Source organism: Streptomyces stelliscabiei, from assembly GCF_014873495.1.
Classification (GTDB): Bacteria; Actinomycetota; Actinomycetes; order Streptomycetales; family Streptomycetaceae; genus Streptomyces; species Streptomyces bottropensis.
Genome location: NZ_JADBGF010000001.1, coordinates 9,806,200 through 9,830,358, shown reverse-complemented (window position 1 = coordinate 9,830,358; position 24,159 = coordinate 9,806,200). Strand labels below are relative to the sequence as shown.

Here is a 24,159-nt window from a genome sequence, read left to right as displayed (position 1 = left end):
GTGAATCGTGGCGTCAGTCGGCCTGGACGCCCGCGGCCTTCGCCGCCGCGGAATCCGCTACGACAGTATCCCCGGCCTCGTCGACGGTGAGCGCACCGGTCATGATGGCGACGACCTCGGCCATGGAGTAGTCGGAGGGCTTGATCACGGCGGCCCGCCGGCCCAGTCGGTGCACGTGGATGCGGTCGGCGATCTCGAAGACGTGCGGCATGTTGTGGCTGATGAGGACGACCGGCAGACCCCGGTCCCGGACCCGGCGGATGAGGTCGAGGACCTGGCCGGACTCCTTGACCCCGAGGGCGGCGGTGGGTTCGTCCATGACGACGACACTGCGCGCCCAGGCGACGGAACGGGCGACCGCGACGGCCTGCCGCTGCCCGCCGGACAGGGTCTCGACCGACTGGGTCAGAGAGCGCAGGCCGATCTTCAGGTCGGCCATGTGTTCGGCGGCCTCGTCGCGCATGCGCTTCTTGTCGAGCATGCGGAAGACACTGCCGAGGACACCGGGCCGGCGCAGTTCGCGTCCGAGGAACATGTTGGAGGCGATGTCCATGGAGGCGGCCACGGCCAGGTCCTGATAGACCGTCTCGATGCCGTGGGCGCGGGCGCTCTGCGGTCCGGAGAAGGTGATGGGCTCGCCGTTGAGGCGTATCTCGCCCGCGTCCGGGGTCACCGCGCCGGTGAGGGCCTTGATGAGGCTGGTCTTGCCGGCTCCGTTGTCGCCGATGACGGCGAGGACCTCGCCGGGCAGCAGGTCGAAGTCGGCGCCGTCGATGGCGGTGACATGTCCGTAGCGCTTGACCAGGCCGCGGGCCTGCAGAACGGGCGTGACGGTGCTGGTGGCGGTCATCGTGCCTTCTTCCGGGAGATCTGGTCGACGGTCACCGCGAGGATCACCAGGACGCCGGTGATCAGGGTCTGGTAGATGGAGGCGACGCCCATCAGCTGCAGACCGTTGCGGAAGACACCGACGATGAGGACGCCGATGAAGGTGCCCAGTACCGAGCCGCGGCCGCCGAAGAGGCTCGTGCCGCCGAGGACCACGGCGGTGATGCTGTCGAGGTTGTCGGTCTGTCCGGCCTGCGGGTCGCCGACGCCGGTGCGGGAGATGAGCAGCAGGGCGGCGATGCCGTAGAGGATGCCGGCGACGGTGTAGACGCCGATGGTGAGCCGGCCGGTGCGGATGCCGTTCAGGCGCGCGGCCTCCGGGCTGTTGCCCAGGGCGTAGACGTGGCGACCCCAGCCGGTGTTGCTCAGGGTGTAGGCGAGCAGAAGGAACAGGGCGATCGTGACCAGGGACCCGTAGGTGATGTCGGTCCTGCCGAGCGGGAAGGTCTGCCCGAGGGCCGTGAGCGGGCCGGGCAGGTTGGTGACGGTCTGTTCCTCGGAGTAGATGTGGGTCAGGGCGAACGCCACGTTGAGCATGCCGAGGGTGACGATGAACGGGGGCAGCGGGATCTTCTGCACCAGCAGCCCGTTGAGCAGTCCGAAGCCTCCGCAGACGACCAGCCCCAGGGCGATGGCGGCGAGCGGGGGCAGGGAGCCCTCCGCGGCCATCTTGGCGATCATGATGCTGCCGAACGCCATCACCGCCCCGCACGACAGGTCGATGCCCGCCGTGAGAATGATCAGGGTCTGCCCGATGGCGAGGGTGCCGACGACCATGACCTGCTGCACGATCAGCGAGAAGTTGCCGCCGGTGAGGAACTGGTCGGACGAGAGGGAGAAGAAGGCGCAGGCCAGGAGCAGGGCGACCAGGGGGCCGGTGGTCGGTGCCGTGAGCAGCCGGCGGGCCGGGTTCGGTGCTTTGAGCTCGGCGTACGGCGAGGACGTGCCCGGGGGTGTGGTCGTGGCAGTCATGCGAAGTCCTTGTCGGAAGACAGAGGTCGTCGCCCGCGCTGATCGAGGAGATCGGCGGACAGGAGGACGGGCGGGCGGCCGTCCCGGTCAGGGGAGGGGACGGCCGCCCCGCTGAAGGGTGAGGCGGAGTCGTACGGCCTCAGGGGGCTGCTCAGCCCCAGCAGTTCTCCAGGCCGTAGGCGGTGTCCTTGGACGTGACCCCGTCCTGCGCCTTGTCGGTGATCAGGGTGACGCCCGTGTCGGTGTAACCGGACGCCTTCTTGCCGTCCTTGGCGTACGTGACGACGGCCTTGACGCCCTCGGCGGCCATCTTCAGCGGGTACTGCTGCGAGGTGGCGGCGATCTTGCCGTCCTTGACGGCCTGGGTGCCGGTGCAGCCGCCGTCGACGGAGACGATCAGGACGTCCTTCTCGCGGCCCTTGGCCTTGAGCGCGGTGTAGGCGCCGAGCGCGGCCGGCTCGTTGATCGTGTAGACGACGTTGATGTCCGGCTCCTTCTGGAGACAGTTCTCCATCGCCGTCTGGCCCTTGGCCTGGTCGCCGCCGGTGTCCTGGGCACAGGCGACGTCCTTGTCGGTGGCGCCGAAGCCCTTGAGGAAGCCGTTGTGGCGCTGGACGCCGACGGAGACACCCGGCGCGAGGTCCAGGGCGGCTATCTTCGCCTTCTTGCCCTTCATGGCGGCCTTGGCGTACTCGCCGATCAGCTCGCCCGCCTTGAGGTTGTCGGTGGCGAACAGGGCGTCGACGGCGCTCTCGGGCTCGGTGGGGGTGTCCAGGGCGATGACGAGGACGCCCTTGGCCTTGGCCTTCTCGATGGCGGGCACGATGGCCTTGGAGTCGCTCGGGGTGATCAGGATGCCCTTCACTCCGGCGGCGACCATGTTCTCGATGGCGGTGACCTGACCGGCGTTGTCGCCGTCGAACTTGCCGGCCGCCGTCATCAGCTTGACGCCCTCGGCGTCCGCGGCCTTCTCGGCGCCCTCCTTCATCTTCACGAAGAACGGGTTGGTGTCGGTCTTGGTGATCAGACCGACCTTGACCTCGCCCGAACCCGAGCCCGAGCCCGAGCCGGTGGAGGTCGAGCCCGAGCCGGATCCGCAGGCCGTCAGGGTGAGAGCGGCGACGCCCGCGACAGCGGCGGTTCTGATGAGGGAGGAGGACAGGCGAGTGGTGCGAGACATGTTCGACTCCTGTGGGATAGCGGGCGGCACGGGATCAGGTTCGGTGCGTACCGTCCGGGGTGTCATCGTTGACTTATGTCATCGTTGACACTGCCTGGCGAGGATGATGGACTCCGTCTCCCGGAAACGTCAATGCCCTGCACTCGTCACAAATCGGCAACGTAGGCGCCCGCCGCCCCCACGCAGCCGTCCGGCAGCGGCCGGGACCCGTCCGGTAGGCCCGTTCGTCCGTCAGAGAAGAGCAGCTCATGAGCCCGCGTCAGATCACCGTCCTGGGAGAGTGCGTCGCGGACGCCTTCGCCGAACCCTCCAGCGCCTCGAACGAACTCGCTCTGCGCGTCCTGCCGGGCGGGGGACCCGCGAACACGGCGGTGGCCCTGGCCCGGCTGGGGACCCCGGCCCGCTTCCTGGCCCGGCTGTCCGGCGACGTGTTCGGCCGCCTGTTCCGTGCCCACCTGGAGGCGTCCGGGGTGGATCTGTCCAGTGCCGTCCAGGCCGCCGAGCCCAGCACCCTGGCCGTGGCGGAACTGGATTCCCGGGGACAGGCCACGTTCTCCTTCCACGCGCAGAGCACGGCCGACTGGCAGTGGACGGCCGCGGAGCTGGCACGGGTGGACCTGTCCGGCACCGCCTGCCTGCACACCGGGTCACTGGCCCTGGTCCGGGAACCCGGCGCGGCGGCGGTGGAGGACTTCCTGGCGGCGGCCGCCCCCGGCGCGACCATCAGCATCGACCCGAACGTACGCCCCCTGCTGGTGGACCCCGAGGTGTACCGCGCCCGGCTGGCACACTGGTGCGCCCTCACCGATGTGCTCCGGCTGAGCGAGGACGACCTGGAACTGCTGCTGCCGGGCACCCCGCCCGAGCAGGCGTGCGACCTCTGGCACGCGGCCGGGGCCCGGCTCGTCGTGATCACGCGCGGCGCCGACGGCGTACTGGCCTCGCTCGACGGCGAGCGCGTGCGGGTGTCCGCCGTGCGGACGCCGGTCGCCGACACGGTCGGGGCGGGCGACTCCTTCACCGCCGGGCTGCTGCACCACCTCGGCACCCGCGGTCTCCTCGGCGGCCGGCTCACCGAACTCCGCCTCGACGACGTCGCCGAGGCGTGCCGTTTCGCCGTCCGGGTCGCGGCCCTGACCTGCTCGGTCGTCGGCCCCAACCCGCCGTGGGAGAGCCAGTTGGCGCAGCTCACCGCGGCCGACCACGCCTGAGCGGCGGATTGTCGTACAAGACGGCGGCACGATCGAACTGTTGACGCACCGGCCGGACTGCCCCCATCATCGGGCCACGCGATGTCATCGATGACACAAGTCAACGATGACATGCGGCCGGACGCCGTGGACGACGGCGTCGGCACCCGTCACTTCGGTCGGCCGCGCCGGGCATCCGGCTCCGTCGCTCCGACGGCCGCAGCACAGGAGACCTCATGCGCTCTGGACGTGTATCCCGGCATGCCCGCACCCGGATGATCGCGGCGGCGGCGACCGTCTGCGTCCTGTCCGCCGCCCCGCTCACACCGCCGGCCGCCGCGGCCGGCACCGCGCCGTACTCCGAGACCTACCGGCCCCAGTTCCACTTCACACCGGAGAAGAACTGGATGAACGACCCCAACGGCCTCGTGTACTACAAGGGCGAATACCACCTCTTCTACCAGTACAACCCGAACGGCAACTCCTGGGGAGACATGTCCTGGGGGCACGCGGTGAGCACGGACCTCATGCACTGGACGGAGCTGCCGCTCGCCCTGTCGCACGACGACGAGGAGATGGTCTTCTCCGGCAGCGCGGTCGTCGACGAGGACAACACCACCGGGTTCGGCACCAAGAAGAACCCACCCATGGTGGCGGTCTACACCAGCCTCGACAAAGCCACCGGCATCCAGTCGCAGTCGCTCGCCCACAGCACCGACCGCGGTCGCACCTGGACGAAATACCAGGGCAACCCCGTCCTCGACATCGGCTCCAAGGAGTTCCGCGACCCCAAGGTCCAGTGGTACGCGCCCACCAAGAGCTGGCTGATGACGGTGTCGCTGTCCACCGAACACAAGGTGCGGTTCTACTCCTCCAAGAACCTCAAGGACTGGACACGGCTCAGCGAGTTCGGCCCGGCCGGCGCCACGGGCGGCGTGTGGGAGTGCCCCGACCTGTTCCCCCTCGCCGTCGACGGGGACAAGAACACCATCAAGTGGGTGCTGGTCGTCAACATCAACCCCGGCGGTATCGCGGGCGGTTCGGCAGCCCAGTACTTCATCGGCGACTTCGACGGCACGAAGTTCACCGCCGAGGACGACGGCGTCTACACCCCGCCCGCCGGGACGGTCGTGCAGGACTTCGAGGGCACCGGCTTCGGTTCGTGGACCGCCACGGGCACCGCGTTCGGCCCGGGACCCGCGGCCGGGACGCTCGACGGGCAGCAGACCGTCTCCGGCTTCGACGGCAAGGGCCTCGCCAACAGCTTCCACTCCGGGGACGCCACCACCGGCACCCTCACCTCGCCCTCCTTCACCGTCGACAGCCCCTACCTGAACTTCAAGATCGGTGGCGGCCGGCACCCGCACCAGCCCGGGAAGGTCCTCGCCGGCTTCGAGGGCGGCACCTACGGCGACTGGACGACGACCGGCGATGCCTTCGGCCCGGCACCGGCCACCGGCACCCTCCCCGGCCAGCAGCAGGTCTCCGGCTTCCAGGGCAGCGGCCTGGTCAACACCTTCCTGAACGGCGACGGCGGCACCGGCACCCTCACCTCACCCGAGTTCACTATCGACAAGCGCTACGTCAACTTCCTCATCGGCGGCGGCAACCACCCCGCCGGCTCCGCCGACCCCACCGCCCTGGAACTCCTCGTCGACGGCCAGGTCGTCCGCAGCGCCACCGGCAAGGACGCGGAGGAACTGGAGACCGCGTCCTGGGACGTCCACGACCTCGTCGGCAAGAAGGCACGGATCAGGGTGGTCGATGACAACACCGGCGGCTGGGGCCACCTCAACGTCGACCAGATCACGCTGTCCGACACCCAGGCCCAGCCCGGCGCCCAGGAGACCTCCGTCAGTCTGATCGTCGACGGCCAGGTCGTCCGCAGCGCGACCGGCGCCGACAGCGAAACCCTGGACTGGGCCTCCTTCGACATGCGCCCCTATCTCGGCAGGAAGGCGCAGATCCAGCTCGTCGACATGAACACCGGCGGCTGGGGCCACATCCTCGCCGACCGGTTCACCGCCGCCGACGCTCCCGCCCTCTCCGTCCTGCGGCGCGCCCACTGGGCCGACTACGGCAAGGACTACTACGCGGCCGTTTCCTGGGAGAACACCCCGGGCAGCAAGCGGCACATGATCGGCTGGATGAGCAACTGGGACTACGCCGGAGCCACCCCCACCTCCCCCTGGCGCGGAGCACAGAGCATCCCCCGCGAGATGGCGCTGCGCACCGTCGACGGCCGCGTCCGGCTGACCAGCGAGCCGGTGAACAGCGTGAAGTCCCTGCGGCAGGAACCTCCGGCGACCGCGACCGCGGGAACCGTGACGAACACCTCGAAGGCACTGATCGGCCCCGCCGCCGACGGCAAGGCGCTCGACATCGAAGCCACCTTCTCCCTCAAGGACGCCGAACGCTTCGGGCTCAAGGTACGCACCGGCACCGCGGGCGAGGAAACCGTCATCGGCTACGACACCACGACCCAGGAACTCTACGTCGACCGCACCCGCTCCGGCGCCGTGAACTTCAACAGCACCTTCCCCGGCATCCAGACCGCACCTCTGAAGGCGGCGAACGGAAAGATCAGACTGCGGATCCTCGTCGACTGGTCGTCCGTCGAGGTCTTCGGCGGCGACGGCGAGGCCGTGATCACCGACCAGATCTTCCCCGACCCCGCCAGCCAGGGAGTCCAGGTCTTCGCCGAGAACGGCTCGGTGAAGCTGGACAAGGCCACCGTCTGGCACCTCACCTCCGCCCACGACTGATCCCGACCCACCCCCGACACCGAAGGCACCACATCATGAACAAGACCCTGCTCGCCGAGTTCACCGCCCGCGAGGGCACGGAGGACGAGGTGGGCCGCCTGATCCTGGACTACGCCAAGAAGGTGCGCGAGGAGGAAGGCAACCTCGTCTTCGACGTCTACACCAAGGCGTCCCACCCCCGCGCCTTCTGGATCTTCGAGGTGTACCGGGACGAGGCCGCCTTCCAGGCCCACATCGACGCCCCCTACGGCGGCCCGTTCAACACCGCCCTCACTCCCCTGATCGAGGAGGACGCGTCGGTGCTGACGTTCCTCGACCCGGTGACCTGAGGGCCCCCACGCGGCCGGCGGCATCGGACCCGCGAGGGGCTGCCCCGGGGCTTCGGTCCCGGGGCAGCCCCCGAACCGACGCGCCAGCCCTCGGCGTCCTCACCCGTGGCACCGCCCGACGCCACCGGAACCTCTGCACTCCGTCGGGCTCCCAGGACCGGGGGGCGCCCCGCTGACAAGCAGCTCGACCCGCTGCTCAGCACCGCGCTCCCTCGCGCACGTATCCCCGACGGTCACATGCTCTCAGTCACAGCAGTCGCAGCAGCACTTGCACGGGTTGCAGCAGCCGCCACCGCAGCCGCAGCCGTCACCCGAGCCTCCTCCGGAGCCACCCGAACCGCCGGACCCGTGACCGCCGGACCCATGACCGCCGCCCGAACCGCCTGAGTAGCCACCCGAGTTGCCGCCACCCGAGCCGCCGGACCAGCCGTCGCCCCCGGAACCGTCGCGGCCCGAGCCGCCGTCGCGGTTGTCGTTGCCGAACTGGAATTCCCCGTCGTCCGGGCCCTCGTCGTCGCAGGTACAGCAGTTGGGGCACAGCCCGCAGGATCCGCACAGGCGGCGCCACCGGCCACACCGTCGGCACTCCCCCTCTCGCGGCCGGCCAGACGCCATCCGAGCGCCCTCGGGGGCCGCGCCCGCGAGCGCGCCGACGCCGCAGGCGGGGTCCGTGCCGGTCTGCGAGGTGGGTTCCGTCGCCGTGCGAAGGCCCAGCCAGGGCAGCAGGCGCGCGCCCCGCGCCTGGGGGCGGTCCTGATGGTGACGGTCGTGACGGTGCCGGGGGTCGAAGGCGCGGTCGACGGCGCGCTCCAACTCACCGCCCAGAAGCGCCCGTACCAGACGCGCGTCGACGAACTCGGCGTCGGACAGGGCGAGTCGGATGCCTCGGACGGCGTCGTCGCAGAGGCGGCGTACCTCGGCGCGCTCGACGCCGGTCACGGCGATGGGGTTCCACGCGCCGGACGCCTCGTCCGCGTCCAGGTCCTCCACCGCGTCCAGCAGATGCGCCAGCCGACCGAAGAGACGGCCTGCTTCCGCGAGCGGTTCGGCGTTGGCCGGACGGTCGGCGAGCACAGCCGTGTGCGCGAAAGCGGCGGCGGTCGCCGTCTCCGTGGGCTCCGTGACCGTGAGCAGCGAGCCTCCGAGGCCCGTCGACCGCTCGATCTCCGTCTGTCGGTCCACCGCCGCGAGCAGCACGGCGGTGTCGAAACCGAGCCGTTCGCCGCCGGCGGCGCCCGCGCGGTTCCAGCCGGAGGCGATCCGTCGCGCCGCCAGAGTGACCGGGCGGCGCCCCAACAGGCCGTCTCCGTCGGCCACGTGGTCACGTATCTTCGCCGCGGCCAGCACCAGGGACACCGTCGCCGCGAGTCGCGCGCCCTCGCCCTGCGCCACGTCCGCCGACCGCATCCCGCGCAGCGGGCACGGACCGGCGCCCCGCCGCCAGTCGCCGGTGCGCTCCGACTGCGCCTCGGTCAGTACGGAGACGATCAGGCCGTCGTAGTTGGTGGCCACCCGCGCGAACTGCCCGTACTCGCCGCGCAGCGCCAGGCACAGCCCGCACAGGTGCGCCATCCACTCGGTCCGCATGCCGTCGCCCAGGCGATGCCGGCACGGTCTGATGATTCCGAACACCGATGTTCTCCCCCGCAGATACAGCTACCCGGGCACAGCCAGACGCACGGCTCACGGACGCGACCGCCCGAACCGCCCGAGAGGCACGGCCACGCGTGACATCGACGCGCGGCCGACATCCTAAATGGTCGATTCCGTGCGGTGTCTGCAGTGGCGGGAACGAGACGAATCCAGAATCGTTGCGTGACGAACGGCCGCCTGGACACCGTGGCTGCACCAGGGCTACTGCGAGGCGACTCGGTGCCTCGGTGCCTCGGTGCCTCGGTGCCTCGGTGCGATAGTGAGCGTCCAGCCGGGCTTGCCTAAGTGGTCGGCTCCGTAAGCCCTTCGGGGGTTGACGTCGGAGGCAGTTCTGTGTCTGGCGTCTGCTCAGGTGTCGGGGGCGGCGAGGTGGAGATGGCAGGCACAGTCGAGTGCGTCTGTCCGGGCTGCCGGGGCCGCCGGTTCCGGAGCGAGGTCCTCGCGGTGCGCTACGACGGGTACGACATCGCGGAGGTGCTGGCCGCGACGGTGGACGAGGCGCTGACCGTCTTCCGGGGCGTACGGCAGATCGCGGCTCGGCTGCAACGGCTCTCGGACGTGGGCCTCGGCTATCTCCCGCTGGGCCGGCCCGCCACCACCATCTCCGGCGGCGAGGCCCAACGCCTCAAGCTGGCAAAGGAGGTGGGGCGCCGTGCGACCGGCCGCACCCTCTACCTCCTCGACGAGCCGACCACCGGCCTGCACGCCGCCGACACCGCCCGCCTGCTCGACGTACTCCAACGCCTCGTGGACGCGGGTCACTCGGTCGTCACGATCGAGCACAACCTCGACGTCATGCGCGCCTCGGACTGGATCATCGACCTCGGCCCGGCGGGCGGCGCCGGGGGAGGGCGGGTGGTGGCCGAGGGGACACCGGAGCAGGTCGCGCGGGCGGCGGAGGAGGAGGACGGGGGCGGTTCCCGGACGGGTGGGTTTCTGCGCGAGTTGGAGCCCGATGTCTGAGGCCGATGTCTGAGTCCACACTGCTTCGATTCGGCGGGACAATTAATGCCTGAAGGCCAGGGCCTGTTGCGGTCACAATGCTCCTGTGAAGCATGCCGATGTCCTGAGCGGGCTTGCCGCCAACGCCTCCCTTCCGCCCGAACTCGTCGACCGTCTGATCGAACTCGCGGTCGCCGACACCGACGCCGACTTCACCGATGACCTCGCCAAACGCCCCGACCTCACCCACGCGCAGGCGCTCGCGCTGTACGCACGCGTCCCGGAGAGCGGCCCACAGCTCGCGTGCGAGGGCCGGCTGACCGTCGCCGACGTCGATCCGGCAGCCGATCCGGACACCGCTCTCGCGCTGCTCGGCGAGGGGCGCGGCGATCCGGTGTGGGGCCGGGTCCTCGTGGCGGACCCGGATTTCTGGCGTCGGCAGCGGCTGGCCCGGTGTGTGGGCCTGCCGCCCGATGTCGTCGAGACGCTCGCCGCCGGTCCGGATGTGCGGGTGGTGGGGGAACTCGCCCTGTGGACGACGGATCGGGCGCTGGCCACGAGGCTCGCGGGGCATCCGAACGCCGAGGTCCGCAAGTACGCGGCCTGGAACGAGGCAACGCCACCAGCCGTACTGGCGGCACTCCTCGACGACAAGGGACTGCCTCCCGTACAGCGGTGCTCGGTCTGCGGCGTCGAGGAGACCGGCTGCGAGGTGTGGGCGTACGATGTCTGCGGCGGCACGCACGAGACCGCCGTGCACGACGTACGGCACGGGGCCCTGAGCAACCCCGCCACCCCCATCGAGGCCGCGATCCCCTTCGCCGACGACCCGTCGGAGCTCCTGCGCCGGGCCCTCGCCGAGCGCTCCGACCTGCCCCCGGAGGTGAGCCGACGGCTCGCCACGGACCCGGACGTGCACATCCGGGCCTGCATCGCCGAGAAGCCGGCCGGCGACGACGCCCTGATGCGCGTACTGGCCGAGGACGAATACCAGGACGTACGGCGCCGACTCGCGCACAACCCCAACGTGCCCCTCGACGTCCTCGCTCGCCTCATCGCCACCACGAAAATCGGCCCCACCCTGCTACCCCGCGTCGAGGCCGCGTCCCCGGCCGAGGTCGGGAAACTGGCCCACTCGGCCGACTCGACCGTGCGGATGCTCGTGGCCCTGCGCCGCGACCTGCCCGCCGAGATACGCGACGCCCTCGCCACCGACCCCGACGCGAAGGTGCTCAAGAGCATCGCCCCGCACCCCGGCCTCTCCGAGGCGCGACTGCGGGCCATGGTCGACCGGCACGGAGTCCAGGTCCTGGCGGCGGTGGCGGCCAACCCGGACGCGTCCGGGGCACTCCTGGAACACCTCGCCCACGACTGTCCGCCGGTGCACCAGGCGTTCCGCGAAATCGCCGCCCACCCCCACGCGACCCCGCGGGCCCTGCTCGCCTGCCTGACGGACGGCCAGGCGAGGCCCATTGCCGCGGGCCATCCGGCCCTCCCGCCCCAGGTGATCGTGGAGTTGCTCGCCGACGATGACGGTCATGTGGCGAAGGCGGCGGCGGGCAATGCTTCGCTGCCGGGTGCGGTGATGCGAAATCTGGTGCCTTAGCGGTCGGCTCCGTAAGCCCTTCGGGGGTTGATCATGTAGCTGGCTCGGCGGAGGATTCTTCGTGGTGATCGGTGGTGTGCCGGTCGAGCCTGGCCAGCAGATCGTCCAGGTCGGAGGTGGTGAACTTCCACTGGAACGGCTGTGCTGTGGCGTTGTAGCGGTCTTCGAAGGCCCCAAGCCGGTCGCCGACCTGGGCGAGGTCGGTGAAGTCATTGGGTGAGACGACCTTGCGCTGTACGACGGAGAAGTAGATCTCCACCTGGTTCAACCACGAAGCATGCACGGGGGTGTGGACCATCACCGCGTTGGGGAAGGCGGCGGGTTGTCCACGATCCAGAACACGCGCTTCGCGCTGGCGTAGGGCTCGGTGCTCATGACCTGGGCGACCAGGTTCATGAACGGGTCGATGCCGGTGCGTGGCTCGGTGCGGCCGGACACTTTCGCGGCGTGGACGTCGTAGGCGGCGAGGTAGGCCAGGGCGCCGCCGCGTCCGTAGGTGTGGTTGACGCGCATCGCGCGGGCCTGGCCGGGGGCGAGGGTGGGGTGGCAGCGGCAGCGGGCCTGGATGGAGGTCTTCTCGTCCGCGCTGATGACGTACTCGTCCTCGCCGAGCCGGACGCCTCGCCAGGTGCGGGCGTACAAGCCGAGCACCCGCTCGGCCTTGGTCCGGAAGCCGGGATCGGTGATGAAGATCCAGGACTGGTGCTGCCAGGGCTTGAGCGCGTCGTCGGTGAGCCAGCGGCGCACGGTGGAGGCGGAGACCCAGCAGGCGATCGCCTGGGCGACGACCTCACGGGCCGGTTCCGGGCACGACCAGCGCGCCAGCGGCACGCCGCTCTCGGCTGGCAGCCGGCAGACCAGGCCCTTGACCTGGGCCACCTGCAACGCGGTGAACGACGGGCCGCCCTGACCGCTCGCGGTCGGACAGACCGGCCGGACCGTGCTCGACGAACCGGCCGCGCCAGCAGCGGACCGTGTCCAGATCCAGCCCCGTCTCACGGGCGATGCGCGCGTTGGAGCGTCCGCGTGCGGCGTGCCACGCTGCCCCAGAGAGCCAGGAGCCTGTCATCGTGTCTTCCGCATCCCAGAGCCGACCGTGGGACGTTCACCGGCTGCGGTCTGCCCAGGGCCGGACCTTCCTGTTCACCGGGGGTAACGCCGGGATCGGCTACTTCGCCGCGGAGCAGCTCGCCGCCACCGGAGCCGTCGTCGTACTCGGCAGCCGGGACGGCCGTTCCATTCTGCTGCCTGTCGAGCGTGGCAAGCCGCCGCCCAGGGGCCGCCCCCGTGTCGCGACCGCGGCACCGTCAGGGTCTGCACGCGGTGGAGAGCGCGACGAGCATGGCCACCGCGTCGCGCAGCCCGGACGGCCGGAGCAGTTCCTCGGGCGTACGGCGGCCCCAGCCCGGGCCGCACAGCAGGACGGGGGTCTGTCTGCGTGCGCCGCGGACCCCCCACCGGGTCGCGGCGGTGTGCTGGGCCAGCGGCAGGCCGGCGGTGCGCCGCGACTGGGCCCACAGGGCGACCGCGGCCGGGCCGGTGCGTCGGACGGCTCCGTCGAGCGCGTCGGCCGGGACCGCGCCGCCGAGCATCAGCGCCGGTACGCGCGACTCCGCCAGCGCGGCGCTGAGCGCCTCCAGTGGCAGGGTGTGGTGCTCGTCGGGAAGGCAGGCCAGCAGTACGGGCGGCGCATCCCCCTGCGGCTGCGGCGCGGCCGCGTACAGGTGCCGCAGCGTGGTGGAGATGTGCCAGGACAGCAGGTGCTCGACCTCCACGTACCGGTCGCCGGAGGACTCCCACTTGCGGCCGACCGCGCGCAGGGTGGGCGCGATCACCTCCTCCCACGCGACGACGAGCCCGTAGGTACGGACCACCGTCAGGAGCTGCTCCTGAACGGCCGCCGCGTCCAGCCGGACAGCGGCACGGGCCAGACCCCGGCATTCCTGGCGTACATCGCCCAGCGGCAGGGCGGTGGCCGAGTGGGAACCGCCGCCGTACGACCCGGGCTCCCGGTGTACCCGATGCTCCCGGTGTTCCTTGGCCGGGGATGCGGACGCGTCGGCGTCGAGCGAAGGTGTGCCCGCCCCGTCGGCGGGCACATCGGCGGCGCGTCCCCGCGCTCGCCGCATGGCGGCGCGGGCGGCCTCCGCCGGAGGTATGCCGGTGGCCGTCAGCCGGCACATGTCCTGCAGCATCGCCACGTCCTCGGGCGACCAGCGGCGCTGGCGGCCCTCGGCCCGTACGGCGGGTCCCAGCCCGTAGCGGCGGTCCCAGGACCGCAGCGTGGTCGGTGACACCCCGAGCTGGCGTGCGAGGAAGCCCGTCGTCACCCCGTGCCGGGGCGGCTCACCGACCGGGTCCGTGCCCGGTTCGCCGAGCGGGTCCGGTGCGATCGACGCGGAACGGCTGCCCGGAGGAAGGCCGGTGAGCCCCCGCGAGCGGTGGTCCGCCATGGGTTCCGCCTCCTTCCGCCTGCCGCGGGCCCGGGTGGACCACGCGGCATCACTTCCGGCGGACCCGGGTGAACGGATGCACGCGAGGACCACCGCGCGTCGAAGGCCTGGTGCCCGCGTCCCGGCCACGGCGGCACGGCCGCATCGCCTCAGCCGGGGAAGCGCCCCGTGGAGCGCAGGTGCCAGCGCCGCTCCGCGTAGGCGAGGTCGTCGCGCCACAGCCGGCCCGCGGCCGCCCGCATGAGTGGCCGCAGCAGCGGAGCCGCCTTGCGTGCCACGGCGAAACCGGGCCGGTCCGACGCCGCCACGACCGCCTCCACCACCGCCGTCCGGGGCCGGCCCCGGTCGTCGGGGGCCAGCGGCGTCGCATGGCTCTCCACGACCGACCCCTGTCCCTCGCCCTCGGTGATGTGCATGACGACCGTGCGCGGTTCGGGCGCGGTGAACACCGCCCGCACCGGCACGACGAGCCGCCCTGCGAGCCGGAAGGACACGTCGACGACGAAGGCGTCCTCCTCCCCCGTGGGTACGTCGGCGACGGTCAGGTCGACGAAGGAGTACGGGTGGAACCAGGCGCCGTGCCAGGGGTCCAGCCGGTTGGCGACCACGTCCTCCGGCTCACAGGTGCCGACTCCCACGTAGACCGCCGACACCGACGCCGCACGGGCCGGCCGCTCCGGCACCACCGGGGCGTCGAGCGGCGCCTCGCCGCCCACGTCGTCCAGCCGCACCCACACCAGCACGCCGTCGTCGTACGCGGGCAGGGGCTCCCAGCCGGCGAACGGGGTCCCGGGCAGGGCGAGTCCGTGCCAGTGGCAGACGAGCGTGCCGCAGCGCACGGGGCTGTCCTTCAGCGGCGCGCCCAGATGGGGGCAGACGCCGGGACCGGCGACCAGCCGGCCGTCCGCGTCGCGCCAGAGGACCACCTCCCGGCCGGCGACCGTGCGGGCCAGGGGCCGGTCGTCGCGGAGGTCCCGAGTCGCGCCGACGACGTACCAGTTGCCCGACGGGCGTGCCTGCGCGCGCTTGAGGGCACGGGCGATCACGGCCGGGCGGGCCTCGCGCCAGGTGGGCCGCTGTCGTTCCCAGGCCACCGGGCCGCGGTACAGGGACAAGGGGTACCGTCCGCGGCGGACGGGGCGTCGGGGGCTCACGCGACCTCCTCGTGCAGCGGGGCCGGTGCGGCGGTCACGTCGGCCCGCGGGTGTCCGGCGGCGGGCGCCGGGGCACTCGGCGGTGGTGTCCCCCGCGTCCCGGCACGCGCCCCGGCACGCATGCGGGCCCGTGCCGCCGTCAGGCGCAGGAGCCCGTCGGCGGCGACGGCCGCCCGCCGCCGCCGGGGGACCACGGCCCGCCGGTGCAGCACCGCGTAGCCGTCGTCGGCCACGGCGTCCAGGATGCCTCCGTAGAGCACGAACGCGGTGCGGATGCAGGGACGGGCGACCGGGTCGAGCATGGCGAGGCCGGGAGCGGCCTCGCGGTAGACGCCCCGGGTGAGGTCCTCGAAGGCCCGCAGGGCACGGGTGATCCGCGGGTCTCGGTGGCCTGCGCGGCGGCTCCACGACAGCAGGTCGCGGTCCACGCCATGGGCGTCCAGCAGGTCGGCGGGCAGGTAGACGCGGCCCCGGTCGAGGTCCTCGCCCACGTCGCGCAGGAAGTTGGTCAACTGGAAGGCGAGCCCCAGGGCGGCGGCGTGCGGGGCCGCCTCCTCGCGCGGGACCACCGTGCCCAGGACGGGCAGCATCTGCAGCCCGATGACGGCGGCGGAGCCGTGCATGTAGGCGCGCAGGGCGTCGTAGGTCGGATAGTCCGTGACGTCCAGGTCGCTGCGCATGGACGCCATGAAGTCGCTGAAGTGCTGGTGGTCGATGGCGTACCGGCGGGCGGTGTCCGCCAGGGCGAGGACCACGGGCTCGGTGCTGTCGCCGTCGCGCAGGCCGCGTTCCAGGCGCTCGTGCAGGAGGGTCAGGTCCGCCGCGCGGCGGTGCCGGGGCAGGTTCGTGTCCAGGGAGTCGACGATGTCGTCGGCCCAGCGGGCGAAGCCGTAGAGCGCGTGCACGGCGGGACGGCGTTCCACGGGCAGCAGCCGGGTGGCGAGGAAGTAGGTCCTGCCGTGCCGGGCGTTGAGGCGGCGGCAGCGCGTGTAGGCGTCACGCAGGGCCGGCTCGGTGATGCCCGCCGCGTCGAGTTCGCGGGCGGTCATGAGGTGAGTCCTTCCGGTGCGGTCCGCGCGGTGCGCCCGCGCCTGGGGACGGGGGCCGCGTGCCCTCCGGTGATCCGGGCGGCGGCGAGCTTGCCGGACAGCAGGACGGTCGGCACGCCGACGCCCGGTGTGGTGCCGCAGCCTGCGAGTACGGCGTTCGTGGTGCCGCGCACGAGGTTGCGGGGCCGGAACGGGCCGGTCTGCGCGAACGTGTGGGCGGCCGAGAAGGGGGTGCCCGCCGCGTGGCCCTGGGCGTGCCAGTCGGCCGGGGTGATCAGGGCCTGTTCCTCCACGGCGTCGGCGAGGCCGTCGAAGCCGCGCCGTTCCAGCTCGCACAGGATGCTGTCGCGGTAGCGGGGAGCCAGGTCGCCCCATGCTGCGGCATCGGGTCCGATGTCGGTGTTCGGGCAGGGGGCGAGGATGTAGTGGAGGTGATGGCCGGGCGGGGCGAGGGTCGGGTCGGTGGCGGTGGGACGGGTGATCAGCAGCGACGGGTCGCTCATCAGGCTGCCGGTGCGGGTGAGTTCGTCGAAGGTGCGCCGCCACGCCGCCCCGAAGGACAGCGTGTGGTGCGCGAGCCCGGGCCAGGTCCGGTCGGTGCCGGCGTGCAGGACGACCGCCGACGGCGCGTGCCGGATCCGCAGCGGGCGGCGCGGCGTGCGGCCGAGCAGGCCGTAGACGGCGGGCAGGTCGGCGGTGAGGACGACGGCGTCGCAGGGGATGTGTTCCTGTGCGGTGACCACGGCGCTGACGCGGTCGCCGGAGCGTTCCAGCCGGGTGACCTCCTGCCCGAAGCGCAGGTCGGCGCCCGCCTCGGCGGCCGCGTCCGCCATGGCCTGCGGGAGAGCGTGCATGCCGCCGCGGGGGAAGTACACGCCGGCCACCGTGTCCATGTACGCGATCACGGCGTAGGCGGCGAGCGCCCGCTCGGGCGGCACACCCGCGTACAGCGCCTGGAAGGAGAAGACGCGGCGCAGGCGTTCGTCGCGCAGGTGACGGCCGATCCGCGCGTCCAACCGTCCGAAGCCGCCGAGCGCGGCGAGGCGCGCGAGGTCGGGGGTGAGCAGTTGGAGGGGGGAGTCGAAGTTGGTGTCGATGAAGCGCCGCATCTGTGCCCGGTACAGCTCCTCCAGCCACCCGCGCAGCCGCCGGTAGCCGGCGGCCTCCTCGGCGCCCGCGAAGCGTTCGACCTCCGCCTCCATGGCGTCGGCGTCGGTGTGCACGTCGATGCCGCTGCCGTCGGCGAACAGGGCCCGGTAGGCCGGGTGCAGGGGGACCAGTTCGACCCGGTCGCGCAGGTTCTCCCCGACCGCGGCGAAGGCCTCGTCCGCCAGCTCGGGCATGGTCAGCACGGTGGGTCCGGTGTCGATGCGGTAGCCGCCGCGCACCAGGCGTCCGGCGCGCCCGCCGGGCAGCGCGTCCCGTTCGACGAGGGTGACCCGGCGGCCCGCACCGAGCAGGTGCAGTGCGGCCGCCAGGCCGGAGAGTCCGGCGCCGACGACCACGACGTGATCCGTACGCCCGGGAACGGTCCGGTTCAACGAGCCACCTCCTCGACGGCGCTGGGCAGCAGCGAGACCGGGATGCCGTCCAGAGGACCGCGCGCGGCGAAGGGCGGCGTGCTGCCGGCCGTGGCGTGCAGCAGCTCCCGCAGGCGCAGTCGGCCCTCCGCCTCCAGCGGGGCGGACTCCAGATGGCGCAGGCCCTGGGCGACCAGCCGGTCGATCCTGGCCTCGACGAGGTCACGTGCGCCGGTGCGCACGAGGACGTCGACGACCTCGGTGAGACGGCTCTCCGGCAGATCGGCGTCGCCTAGCGACTGCCGCAGCACGGTGACGGCGCGGCGGTCGCCGGCCGCCTCGGCCCGGGCCTGGGCGACGGCGACCAGATAGGTGGGCTTGCCCGCCCGGATGTCGCCCCCGGTGGGTTTGCCGGTGTGCCGAGGGCCGCCGAAGACGTCACCGAGGTCGTCCCGGAGCTGGAAGGCGATGCCGACGCACCGGCCCGCCGAGCACAGGGCCCGGGTCCGCGCGGCGTCCGCGCCCGCCAGCGCCGCTCCGAGGGCCAGCGGACGCTCCACGGAGTACAGGGCGCTCTTCAGGCAGGCGGCGCGGATGGCGCGGGCCAGCGACCGGGACGAGGTGGCCTGGCCCTGGATGTCCAGGTACTGCCCGGCCACCATCTCGGTGCGCATGGTGCTCCACAGCTCACGGACGACGCGATCGGTGCCCGGCGCCGTGATGGTCGCCGCGACGATGTCGTCCGCCCAGGCCAGGGCCAGATCTCCGGCGAGGATCGCCGCGGCCTCGCCGAAGCGCGCCCCGTCCGCCGGGGCCATGCCGTCGGTGTACTGCGCGGCGATGTCGGCGTGCAGGGAGAGCCGTCCGCGGCGCAGCCGGGAGCCGTCCATGACGTCGTCGTGAACCAGCGCGCAGGTCTGGATCAGTTCGAGCGCGGCGCCGATGCGCAGCGCGGCCTCCGCCTCCGCGGCACCGCCCCCGCACGCGCGCAGGGCCCACCACACGAAGCGCGGGCGCATGAGTTTGCCGCCGTCCAGGGCGAATCGCGCGACGCGCTCGGCCAGGTCCCCCGCGAACACCGGGTCGAGCGCGGCGGCACGTTCGGTGCGCTCCGCCAGCAGGCTCTCCAGTACGCGCCGCACAGCCCCCGGCACGTCCTGGTCGATGCCGCGCGGCTCGCTCGTGCCGGGCGGCTGATGCGGGCGGCCTTCGTGCCGCGTACCGGCAGAGGGACCATGGTCCCCCGGGCAGGGGGCGTCGGTCGTGGGCTCCCCCGGTGGCGCCGCGCGGGATCCGGGCGGTGACGCAGCCACAGGGTGGTCCTTCGCGTCGCTGGGGCCCATCACGGTTCCTTCCGTCGCAAACACAGCGGTCCTGCCTCAACGCTTTCCGCGGCAGAGGCGTCCGCGGATGCGCCGGAGGAGTGAAAAGGTGCGGCCCGTGCGCCGCCGGAGGGCCATCCGTGCACCAGGCGGGGCCGTCCGCGCACCGCCTGGGGCCGTCCGTGCGACGGTCCGGCACCGTCCGCACAAGGGCGCGGCACCGTCCGAGCGATAGCGCGGCACCATCCGTACGACGGCACGGCACCGTCCGAGCGACGGCGGGCATCGTCCGTACGACGGCACGGCACCGTCCGGCGCAAAACGCTGCGCCCGCGCAAAGCGCTGCACAGGCGATGCAAGTTGTCCCCTCTTCCCTCGTCCTCCCAGGGTGGAGGAGTTGCAGGAGCCGAGCGACGCGCGCCCGACACGGACGGGACGGGTGCCCCCACGAGCCCGCCCGTCACCCACCGGGCGCAACGGACACAGCCCGCATCGCACAAGGAGCAGACGCCATGACTGCACAGCAGGCAGCAGACAGGACCCACGACAGCGTCGCGCTCTGGGCCCCGGTGGAGGACTCCGTGGCGCAGGAGGAACTGGCCGCCGGGTTCGTCGCAGGTGACGAGGAGTGTCTGACCGCCGCCTACCACCGGTGGGGCGCGCTCGTGTACACCCTGGCCCGGCGCTCTCTCGGCGACGCCAGGGAGGCGGAGGACGTCAGGCAGTCGGTGTTCCTCGCGGCATGGCGCGGACGTGCCGGCTACGCGCCGGAGCGCGGCGCCCTCGGCGCCTGGCTCGTCGGCATCACCCGCCGCAAGATCGCCGACGCGCTGACGGCACGGACACGGCAGGCCGAACTCGTGGCGGCGGCCGGAACACGCATGGCCGAGGCGCCCGTGGACCGCGACACGCTGCCCGACGCCGTGCTCGACCGGGTGCTGATCGGCCGCGAGTTCGCCAGGATTCCGGCCCCTCAGCGCCGGGTGCTCACCCTGGCCTTCTACGACGACCTGACACAGGCCCAGATCGCCGAGGTCACCGGCTGGCCGCTGGGCACCGTCAAGAGCCACGCCCGGCGCGGTCTGCAGCGACTGAGCCGCAGCCTGCAGGAGGGAGGCGCCGACGATCACTCGGCGTGATGCGGAGCACGGCCGCGGCACGGCCGGAGACAGCGGTGCTCCATCGGCGCTCCATCGGGCACTCCACGGGCGCTCCACGGGTGCGCTGTCGGGTCGGCGGTCGGCGCTTCATCGGCGTTCCGTCGGTACACATCGTTGCGGTATCGGTGCGGACGCAGCGCCGCGACTCAGAACCCTGCATGCCTCGTCCCTGGGCAGACGGAACCCATGCGTTACGCACCCGCTGGCCCCCGCAATTCGCCGTCCACCCGGCCGACAATCCGGCCGAGCCTGCATCCGCCGCGGCCGCCGGGGCGGAAAGCTGGCGAGACGCCGGTGGCCGCACACGTTCCGCCGGTGCGGTCGGACAGGGAGGGAGCCGTAGGTGCTGGAAGCTGACGTGGCCATCGTGGGCGCCGGAGCGGCCGGACTGTCCCTCGCCCACCGGCTGTCCCGTGGCGCCCCCGCCGGCCCTCGCCTGTCGGTCCTCCTGATCGACGCCCCGCCCGGCCCGCTGCGTCCGCCGGTCCGTACGTGGTGCTTCTGGGAGGAGGGGGCGGGCCCGTACGACGCCGCCCTCAGCGCCGTCTGGCGGCGACTGCGGGTGCGTACGCCCGAGGGCCGGCTCCTTGAGGAGGACATCGCGCCCCTGGCGTACAAGATGATCCGCTCCGACGACTTCGAGGATCTCGTCTCGCGCGAACTGGCCCACAGCGACGTGGTCCGCCGTATCGAGGCGGCCGTGGAGACGGTGGACGGCGTGACCGAGGGCGCCGAGATCCGGGCCCGCACCGGCCAGGGCGTCCCCGTGGCGGTACGCGCCCGCTGGGTCTTCGACTCCCGGCCCCTCGGAAGCCTGCCCACCGCCCGCACCACCCTGCTGCAGCATTTCCACGGCTGGTACGTCCGCGCCGGGCGGCCGGTGTTCGATCACGGCACGGTGGAGTTCATGGACTTCCGGGTCCCGCAGCCGTCCGGCGGGCTCGCCTTCGGCTATGTCCTGCCCACCGACAGCCGCCGGGCGCTCGTCGAGTACACCGAGTTCTCCCGCGCCGTCCTGGCCCCCGAGGCCTATGACACCGCGCTGCGCCACTACACCGAGAAGGTGCTGGGGCTCGGCGACTTCCAGGTCGTCTCAACCGAGACCGGGGTGATCCCCATGACCGACGCGCGCTTCGACCGCCGGTCGGGACCGTCGGTGTTCCGCATCGGCGCGGCCGCCGGCGCCACCCGGCCGTCGACGGGCTACACCTTCTCCGCGATCCAACGGCAGACACGGGCCGTCGCCGGCGCGCTGCGCGCCGGCCGGCACCCGCTGCCTCCCCCTGCCCACCGGGCGCGCTCCCGCGCGATGGACGCCGTCCTGCTCAGGGCCCTGGACAGCGGCCGGGTCGACGGCGCCGCCTTCTTCGCACGGCTGTTCTCGCGGGTGCCGGCGGAGCGGCTGCTGCGCTTCCTGGACGGTGAGACCCGCCTCCACGAGGACCTCGCCCTGGGCCTCCGCACGCCCGTGCTGCCGATGCTCCGCTCCGCCGCCGAACTGTCCTGGCTGCCCCGCAGACCCGCGCCGCCCGCCGACCCCGGCATGCCTTTCCCGGGCCACCGTCCCGGCGGCCACCCATGAATGCCACGGACACCTCCGTGCGCCCCGCCTCCGCCCACCCCGCCTCCGTCCACTCCGCCTCCGTCCACTCCGCCTGAGGAGACACCGCATGACCCTGCTCCGCGACGAGGACCTGGCCGCCGCGTTCGACCACGCCTCGCGCAGCTACGACACGCTGGTGGCCGCCAACCCCGGCTACCACGCCCATCTGCGCCGCTCGGCGCGCCGCCTCGGGCTGCCGCGCCCCGGTACCGGCCTGCGCGTCCTGGACCTCGGCTGCGGCACCGGTGCGTCCACCGCCGCGCTCGGCGCCGTGCTCCCCGGTGCCGAGATCACCGCCGTGGACGCGTCGGCGGGCATGCTGGAGCGGGCGGCCCGCAAACCCTGGCGCGACGGGGTGAGCTTCGTACGCGCGCCCGCCGAACGCCTGGTGGAGGCCGGTGTGGAGGGGCCGTTCGACGCGGTGTTCGCGGCCTACCTCTTCCGGAACGTCGCCGACCCCGACGCCGTCCTGTCGACCGTGCGCGAGGTACTGGCACCGCATGGCCGCCTGGCGGTGCACGAGTACACCCTCAGCGGCCGGGCCACCCACCGAGCCGTGTGGACAGGGGTGTGCCGCGGCATGGTCCTGCCCGTCGCCACCCTCCTCGGCGACGGTGACCTGTACCGCCACCTGTGGCGCAGCGTGGTGGACTTCGACACCGCGGACACCTTCGCCGCCCGGGTCCGCGCCCATGGCTTCGACACCGTGAGGGTGCTGCCGCTGCCCGGGTGGCAGACCGGCATCACGCACACGATCGTCGCGCGCCGAGCGGCCGCCTCCGGGGACGGCCGATGAGGGCCGCCGGGCGCACCGACCCGATGCGGCACGGCAGGGACCGGCGGGCCCGCAGACTGGACCCCGTGCCGGGCGCCCCGCGCTTCACGAGCGGTCGTCCGCCGTCCACCGCCGTCGTCGGGGGCGGCATCGCCGGACTGGCCGCCGCGACGGCCCTCGCCGAACGCGGCACACGGGTCACGCTCCACGAACGGGAGGCGTCCCTCGGCGGACGCCTGGCCGGGCGGTCCACCGTCCTGTCGGACGGTACGACCGTCACCATGAGCCGTGGCTTTCACGCGTTCTTCCGCCAGTACTACAACCTGCGAGGGCTGCTGCGGCGCACCGACCCGGCTCTCGCGCGCCTGCGGGCACTGCCCGACTACCCTCTGCGGCACTCCGACGGGCTCCACGACAGTTTCCGGCACGTCCCGCGCACCCCGCCGTGGAGCGCGCTCGGCTTCGTCGCCCTGAGCCCCTCCTTCGGCCTGCGGGACCTACTGCGTATGAACCCGGTCGCCGCGCTGCCGCTGCTGGACGTCCGGGTCCCGGAGATCCACGACCGTTTCGACGACGTCAGCGCCCGCGACTTCCTCGACGCGATCCGGTTCCCCGAGGCCGCGCAGCACCTCGCGTTCGAGGTGTTCTCCCGCAGCTTCTTCGCCGACCCCCGTGAGCTGTCGGCGGCCGAGATGGTCCTCATGTTCCACATCTACTTCCTCGGCTCGGCGGAAGGGCTCCTGTTCGACGTACCCGCCGAGCCCTTCCCCACCGCCCTGTGGGACCCCCTCGCCGGCTATCTGCGCGGTCACGGAGCCGACCTGCGCACCGGAACCCCGGTCGAGACGGTCGAGCCCACCCCCGACGGCGGCTTCCTCGTCGTCGCCGACGGGGAGGAGCGGCGGCACGACGCCGTCGTCCTGGCCCTGGACACGGACGGCCTCCGCTCGCTCGTCGAACGCTCCCCCCGGCTGGCCGACGCGGTGTGGCGCGAGCGGGTGGCGTCCCTGCGGACCGCGCCGCCGTTCCTGGTGTCCCGCCTCTGGCTGGACCGGCCGGTCGCCGCCGACCGTCCTGGATTCCTGGGCACCAGCGGCTACGGCACGCTGGACAACATCAGCGTGCTGGACCGCTGGGAGGGCGAGGCGGCGCGCTGGGCCGCCCGCACGGGCGGATCCGTGGTGGAACTCCACGCCTACGCCCTGTCCGAGCGCTCACCCCACGACGTCGAGGAGAAGCGTCTGCTGGAGCAACTGCACCGTGTCTACCCCGAGACCCGCGAGGCGACCGTCCTGGACCAACGGCACGAGTGGCGGGCCGACTGCCCGCTGTTCCCGGTCGGCGGGTACCACGACCGCCCCACCGTGCGCACCGGCGATCCCGGCCTGGTGCTGGCCGGGGATCTGGTCCGCACCGGCCTCCCGGTCGCCCTCATGGAGCGCGCGGCGACGAGCGGGTTCCTCGCCGCCAACGCGCTGCTCGAACGGTGGGGGGTGAGGGGCCAGACCCTGTGGACCGTGCCGGACCAGGGGCGCGGCCCCCTGCTGCGCCGCCTCGCGCGACTCGAACGGCTCACGACATAGGCGGGCGGCAGTGGG

The 24,159-nt window shown here is 72.7% G+C and carries 21 protein-coding genes; 9 read left to right on the top strand and 12 right to left on the bottom strand.

Annotation, left to right across the window (positions count from 1 at the left end; all coding sequences use genetic code 11):
• Positions 1–13 precede the first annotated feature (13 nt).
• From H4687_RS42910 to H4687_RS42900, 3 genes are all read right to left on the bottom strand, one after another.
• Positions 14–850: an ATP-binding cassette domain-containing protein gene (locus H4687_RS42910; protein ID WP_046916474.1), complete on the bottom strand. Its 837-nt coding sequence runs from the start codon at positions 848–850 to the stop codon at positions 14–16.
• Positions 847–1,860, bottom strand: a complete 1,014-nt coding sequence (locus H4687_RS42905) for an ABC transporter permease (protein ID WP_046916475.1) — start codon at positions 1,858–1,860, stop codon at positions 847–849. The genes H4687_RS42910 and H4687_RS42905 overlap by 4 nt, the downstream gene beginning before the upstream one ends.
• Before the next feature lie 151 nt (positions 1,861–2,011).
• A complete protein-coding gene (locus tag H4687_RS42900; protein ID WP_046916476.1) occupies positions 2,012–3,040 on the bottom strand; it encodes a sugar ABC transporter substrate-binding protein in 1,029 nt (342 codons plus the stop codon).
• A gap of 248 nt (positions 3,041–3,288) precedes the next feature.
• On the opposite strand from H4687_RS42900, the gene H4687_RS42895 reads away from it, so the two are divergent.
• The 3 genes from H4687_RS42895 (at position 3,289) to H4687_RS42885 (ending at position 7,324) form a co-directional block, all read left to right on the top strand.
• The gene (locus tag H4687_RS42895; RefSeq protein WP_046916477.1) at positions 3,289–4,251 is read left to right on the top strand and encodes a carbohydrate kinase family protein; all 963 of its coding nucleotides are present in this window, start codon (positions 3,289–3,291) and stop codon (positions 4,249–4,251) included.
• 215 nt (positions 4,252–4,466) lie between these two features.
• The gene (locus H4687_RS42890; protein ID WP_046916478.1) at positions 4,467–6,995 is read left to right on the top strand and encodes a glycoside hydrolase family 32 protein; all 2,529 of its coding nucleotides are present in this window, start codon (positions 4,467–4,469) and stop codon (positions 6,993–6,995) included.
• A gap of 35 nt (positions 6,996–7,030) precedes the next feature.
• On the top strand, positions 7,031–7,324 hold the full coding sequence (locus H4687_RS42885; RefSeq protein WP_046916479.1) for a putative quinol monooxygenase: 294 nt from the start codon (positions 7,031–7,033) through the stop codon (positions 7,322–7,324).
• Between the two features lie 243 nt (positions 7,325–7,567).
• On the opposite strand, the gene H4687_RS42880 is transcribed toward H4687_RS42885, so the two are convergent.
• Positions 7,568–8,956 (bottom strand): DUF5685 family protein, encoded by a 1,389-nt coding sequence (locus H4687_RS42880; protein WP_050398588.1) that lies wholly within the window; start codon positions 8,954–8,956, stop codon positions 7,568–7,570.
• A gap of 396 nt (positions 8,957–9,352) precedes the next feature.
• On the opposite strand from H4687_RS42880, the gene H4687_RS42875 reads away from it, so the two are divergent.
• Together H4687_RS42875 and H4687_RS42870 are read left to right on the top strand one after the other, a co-directional pair.
• Positions 9,353–9,940: a hypothetical protein gene (locus H4687_RS42875; RefSeq protein WP_373560600.1), complete on the top strand. Its 588-nt coding sequence runs from the start codon at positions 9,353–9,355 to the stop codon at positions 9,938–9,940.
• Between the two features lie 85 nt (positions 9,941–10,025).
• The gene (locus H4687_RS42870; protein WP_046917852.1) at positions 10,026–11,525 is read left to right on the top strand and encodes a hypothetical protein; all 1,500 of its coding nucleotides are present in this window, start codon (positions 10,026–10,028) and stop codon (positions 11,523–11,525) included.
• A gap of 31 nt (positions 11,526–11,556) precedes the next feature.
• Here the strand turns inward: H4687_RS42870 and H4687_RS47060 are convergent, their stop codons facing one another.
• The 8 genes from H4687_RS47060 to H4687_RS42840 form a co-directional block, all read right to left on the bottom strand.
• A complete protein-coding gene (locus H4687_RS47060) occupies positions 11,557–11,793 on the bottom strand; it encodes a hypothetical protein (protein ID WP_225966988.1) in 237 nt (78 codons plus the stop codon).
• Positions 11,794–11,822: 29 nt separating this feature from the next.
• The gene (locus tag H4687_RS47055) at positions 11,823–12,404 is read right to left on the bottom strand and encodes a hypothetical protein (RefSeq protein WP_225966987.1); all 582 of its coding nucleotides are present in this window, start codon (positions 12,402–12,404) and stop codon (positions 11,823–11,825) included.
• Positions 12,316–12,594: a helix-turn-helix domain-containing protein gene (locus H4687_RS47050; protein WP_225966986.1), complete on the bottom strand. Its 279-nt coding sequence runs from the start codon at positions 12,592–12,594 to the stop codon at positions 12,316–12,318. Before H4687_RS47050 ends, H4687_RS47055 begins: the two co-directional genes overlap by 89 nt.
• A 238-nt stretch (positions 12,595–12,832) precedes the next feature.
• A complete protein-coding gene (locus H4687_RS42860; protein ID WP_078907313.1) occupies positions 12,833–13,978 on the bottom strand; it encodes a MerR family transcriptional regulator in 1,146 nt (381 codons plus the stop codon).
• 149 nt (positions 13,979–14,127) lie between these two features.
• The gene (locus H4687_RS42855; RefSeq protein ID WP_046917853.1) at positions 14,128–15,132 is read right to left on the bottom strand and encodes a DUF5914 domain-containing protein; all 1,005 of its coding nucleotides are present in this window, start codon (positions 15,130–15,132) and stop codon (positions 14,128–14,130) included.
• Entirely contained in the window at positions 15,129–16,181 is a 1,053-nt protein-coding gene (locus tag H4687_RS42850; protein ID WP_078907314.1) for a phytoene/squalene synthase family protein, read from the bottom strand. The genes H4687_RS42855 and H4687_RS42850 overlap by 4 nt, the downstream gene beginning before the upstream one ends.
• Positions 16,178–17,722, bottom strand: coding sequence for a phytoene desaturase family protein (gene crtI, locus H4687_RS42845; protein ID WP_046917854.1), 1,545 nt, complete (start codon positions 17,720–17,722; stop codon positions 16,178–16,180). Before crtI ends, H4687_RS42850 begins: the two co-directional genes overlap by 4 nt.
• A complete protein-coding gene (locus H4687_RS42840) occupies positions 17,719–19,044 on the bottom strand; it encodes a polyprenyl synthetase family protein (protein ID WP_046917855.1) in 1,326 nt (441 codons plus the stop codon). Before H4687_RS42840 ends, crtI begins: the two co-directional genes overlap by 4 nt.
• Positions 19,045–19,535: 491 nt before the next feature.
• Between H4687_RS42840 and H4687_RS42835 the strand changes: the two genes are divergently transcribed.
• From H4687_RS42835 to H4687_RS42820, 4 genes are all read left to right on the top strand, one after another.
• A complete protein-coding gene (locus tag H4687_RS42835) occupies positions 19,536–20,162 on the top strand; it encodes a sigma-70 family RNA polymerase sigma factor (protein ID WP_046917856.1) in 627 nt (208 codons plus the stop codon).
• 364 nt (positions 20,163–20,526) lie between these two features.
• Entirely contained in the window at positions 20,527–21,765 is a 1,239-nt protein-coding gene (locus tag H4687_RS42830; RefSeq protein WP_046917857.1) for a lycopene cyclase family protein, read from the top strand.
• A gap of 88 nt (positions 21,766–21,853) precedes the next feature.
• On the top strand, positions 21,854–22,582 hold the full coding sequence (locus H4687_RS42825; RefSeq protein WP_046917858.1) for a class I SAM-dependent methyltransferase: 729 nt from the start codon (positions 21,854–21,856) through the stop codon (positions 22,580–22,582).
• Entirely contained in the window at positions 22,579–24,144 is a 1,566-nt protein-coding gene (locus H4687_RS42820) for an FAD-dependent oxidoreductase (protein WP_046917859.1), read from the top strand. The genes H4687_RS42825 and H4687_RS42820 overlap by 4 nt, the downstream gene beginning before the upstream one ends.
• The last annotated feature ends 15 nt before the right edge of the window (positions 24,145–24,159 follow it).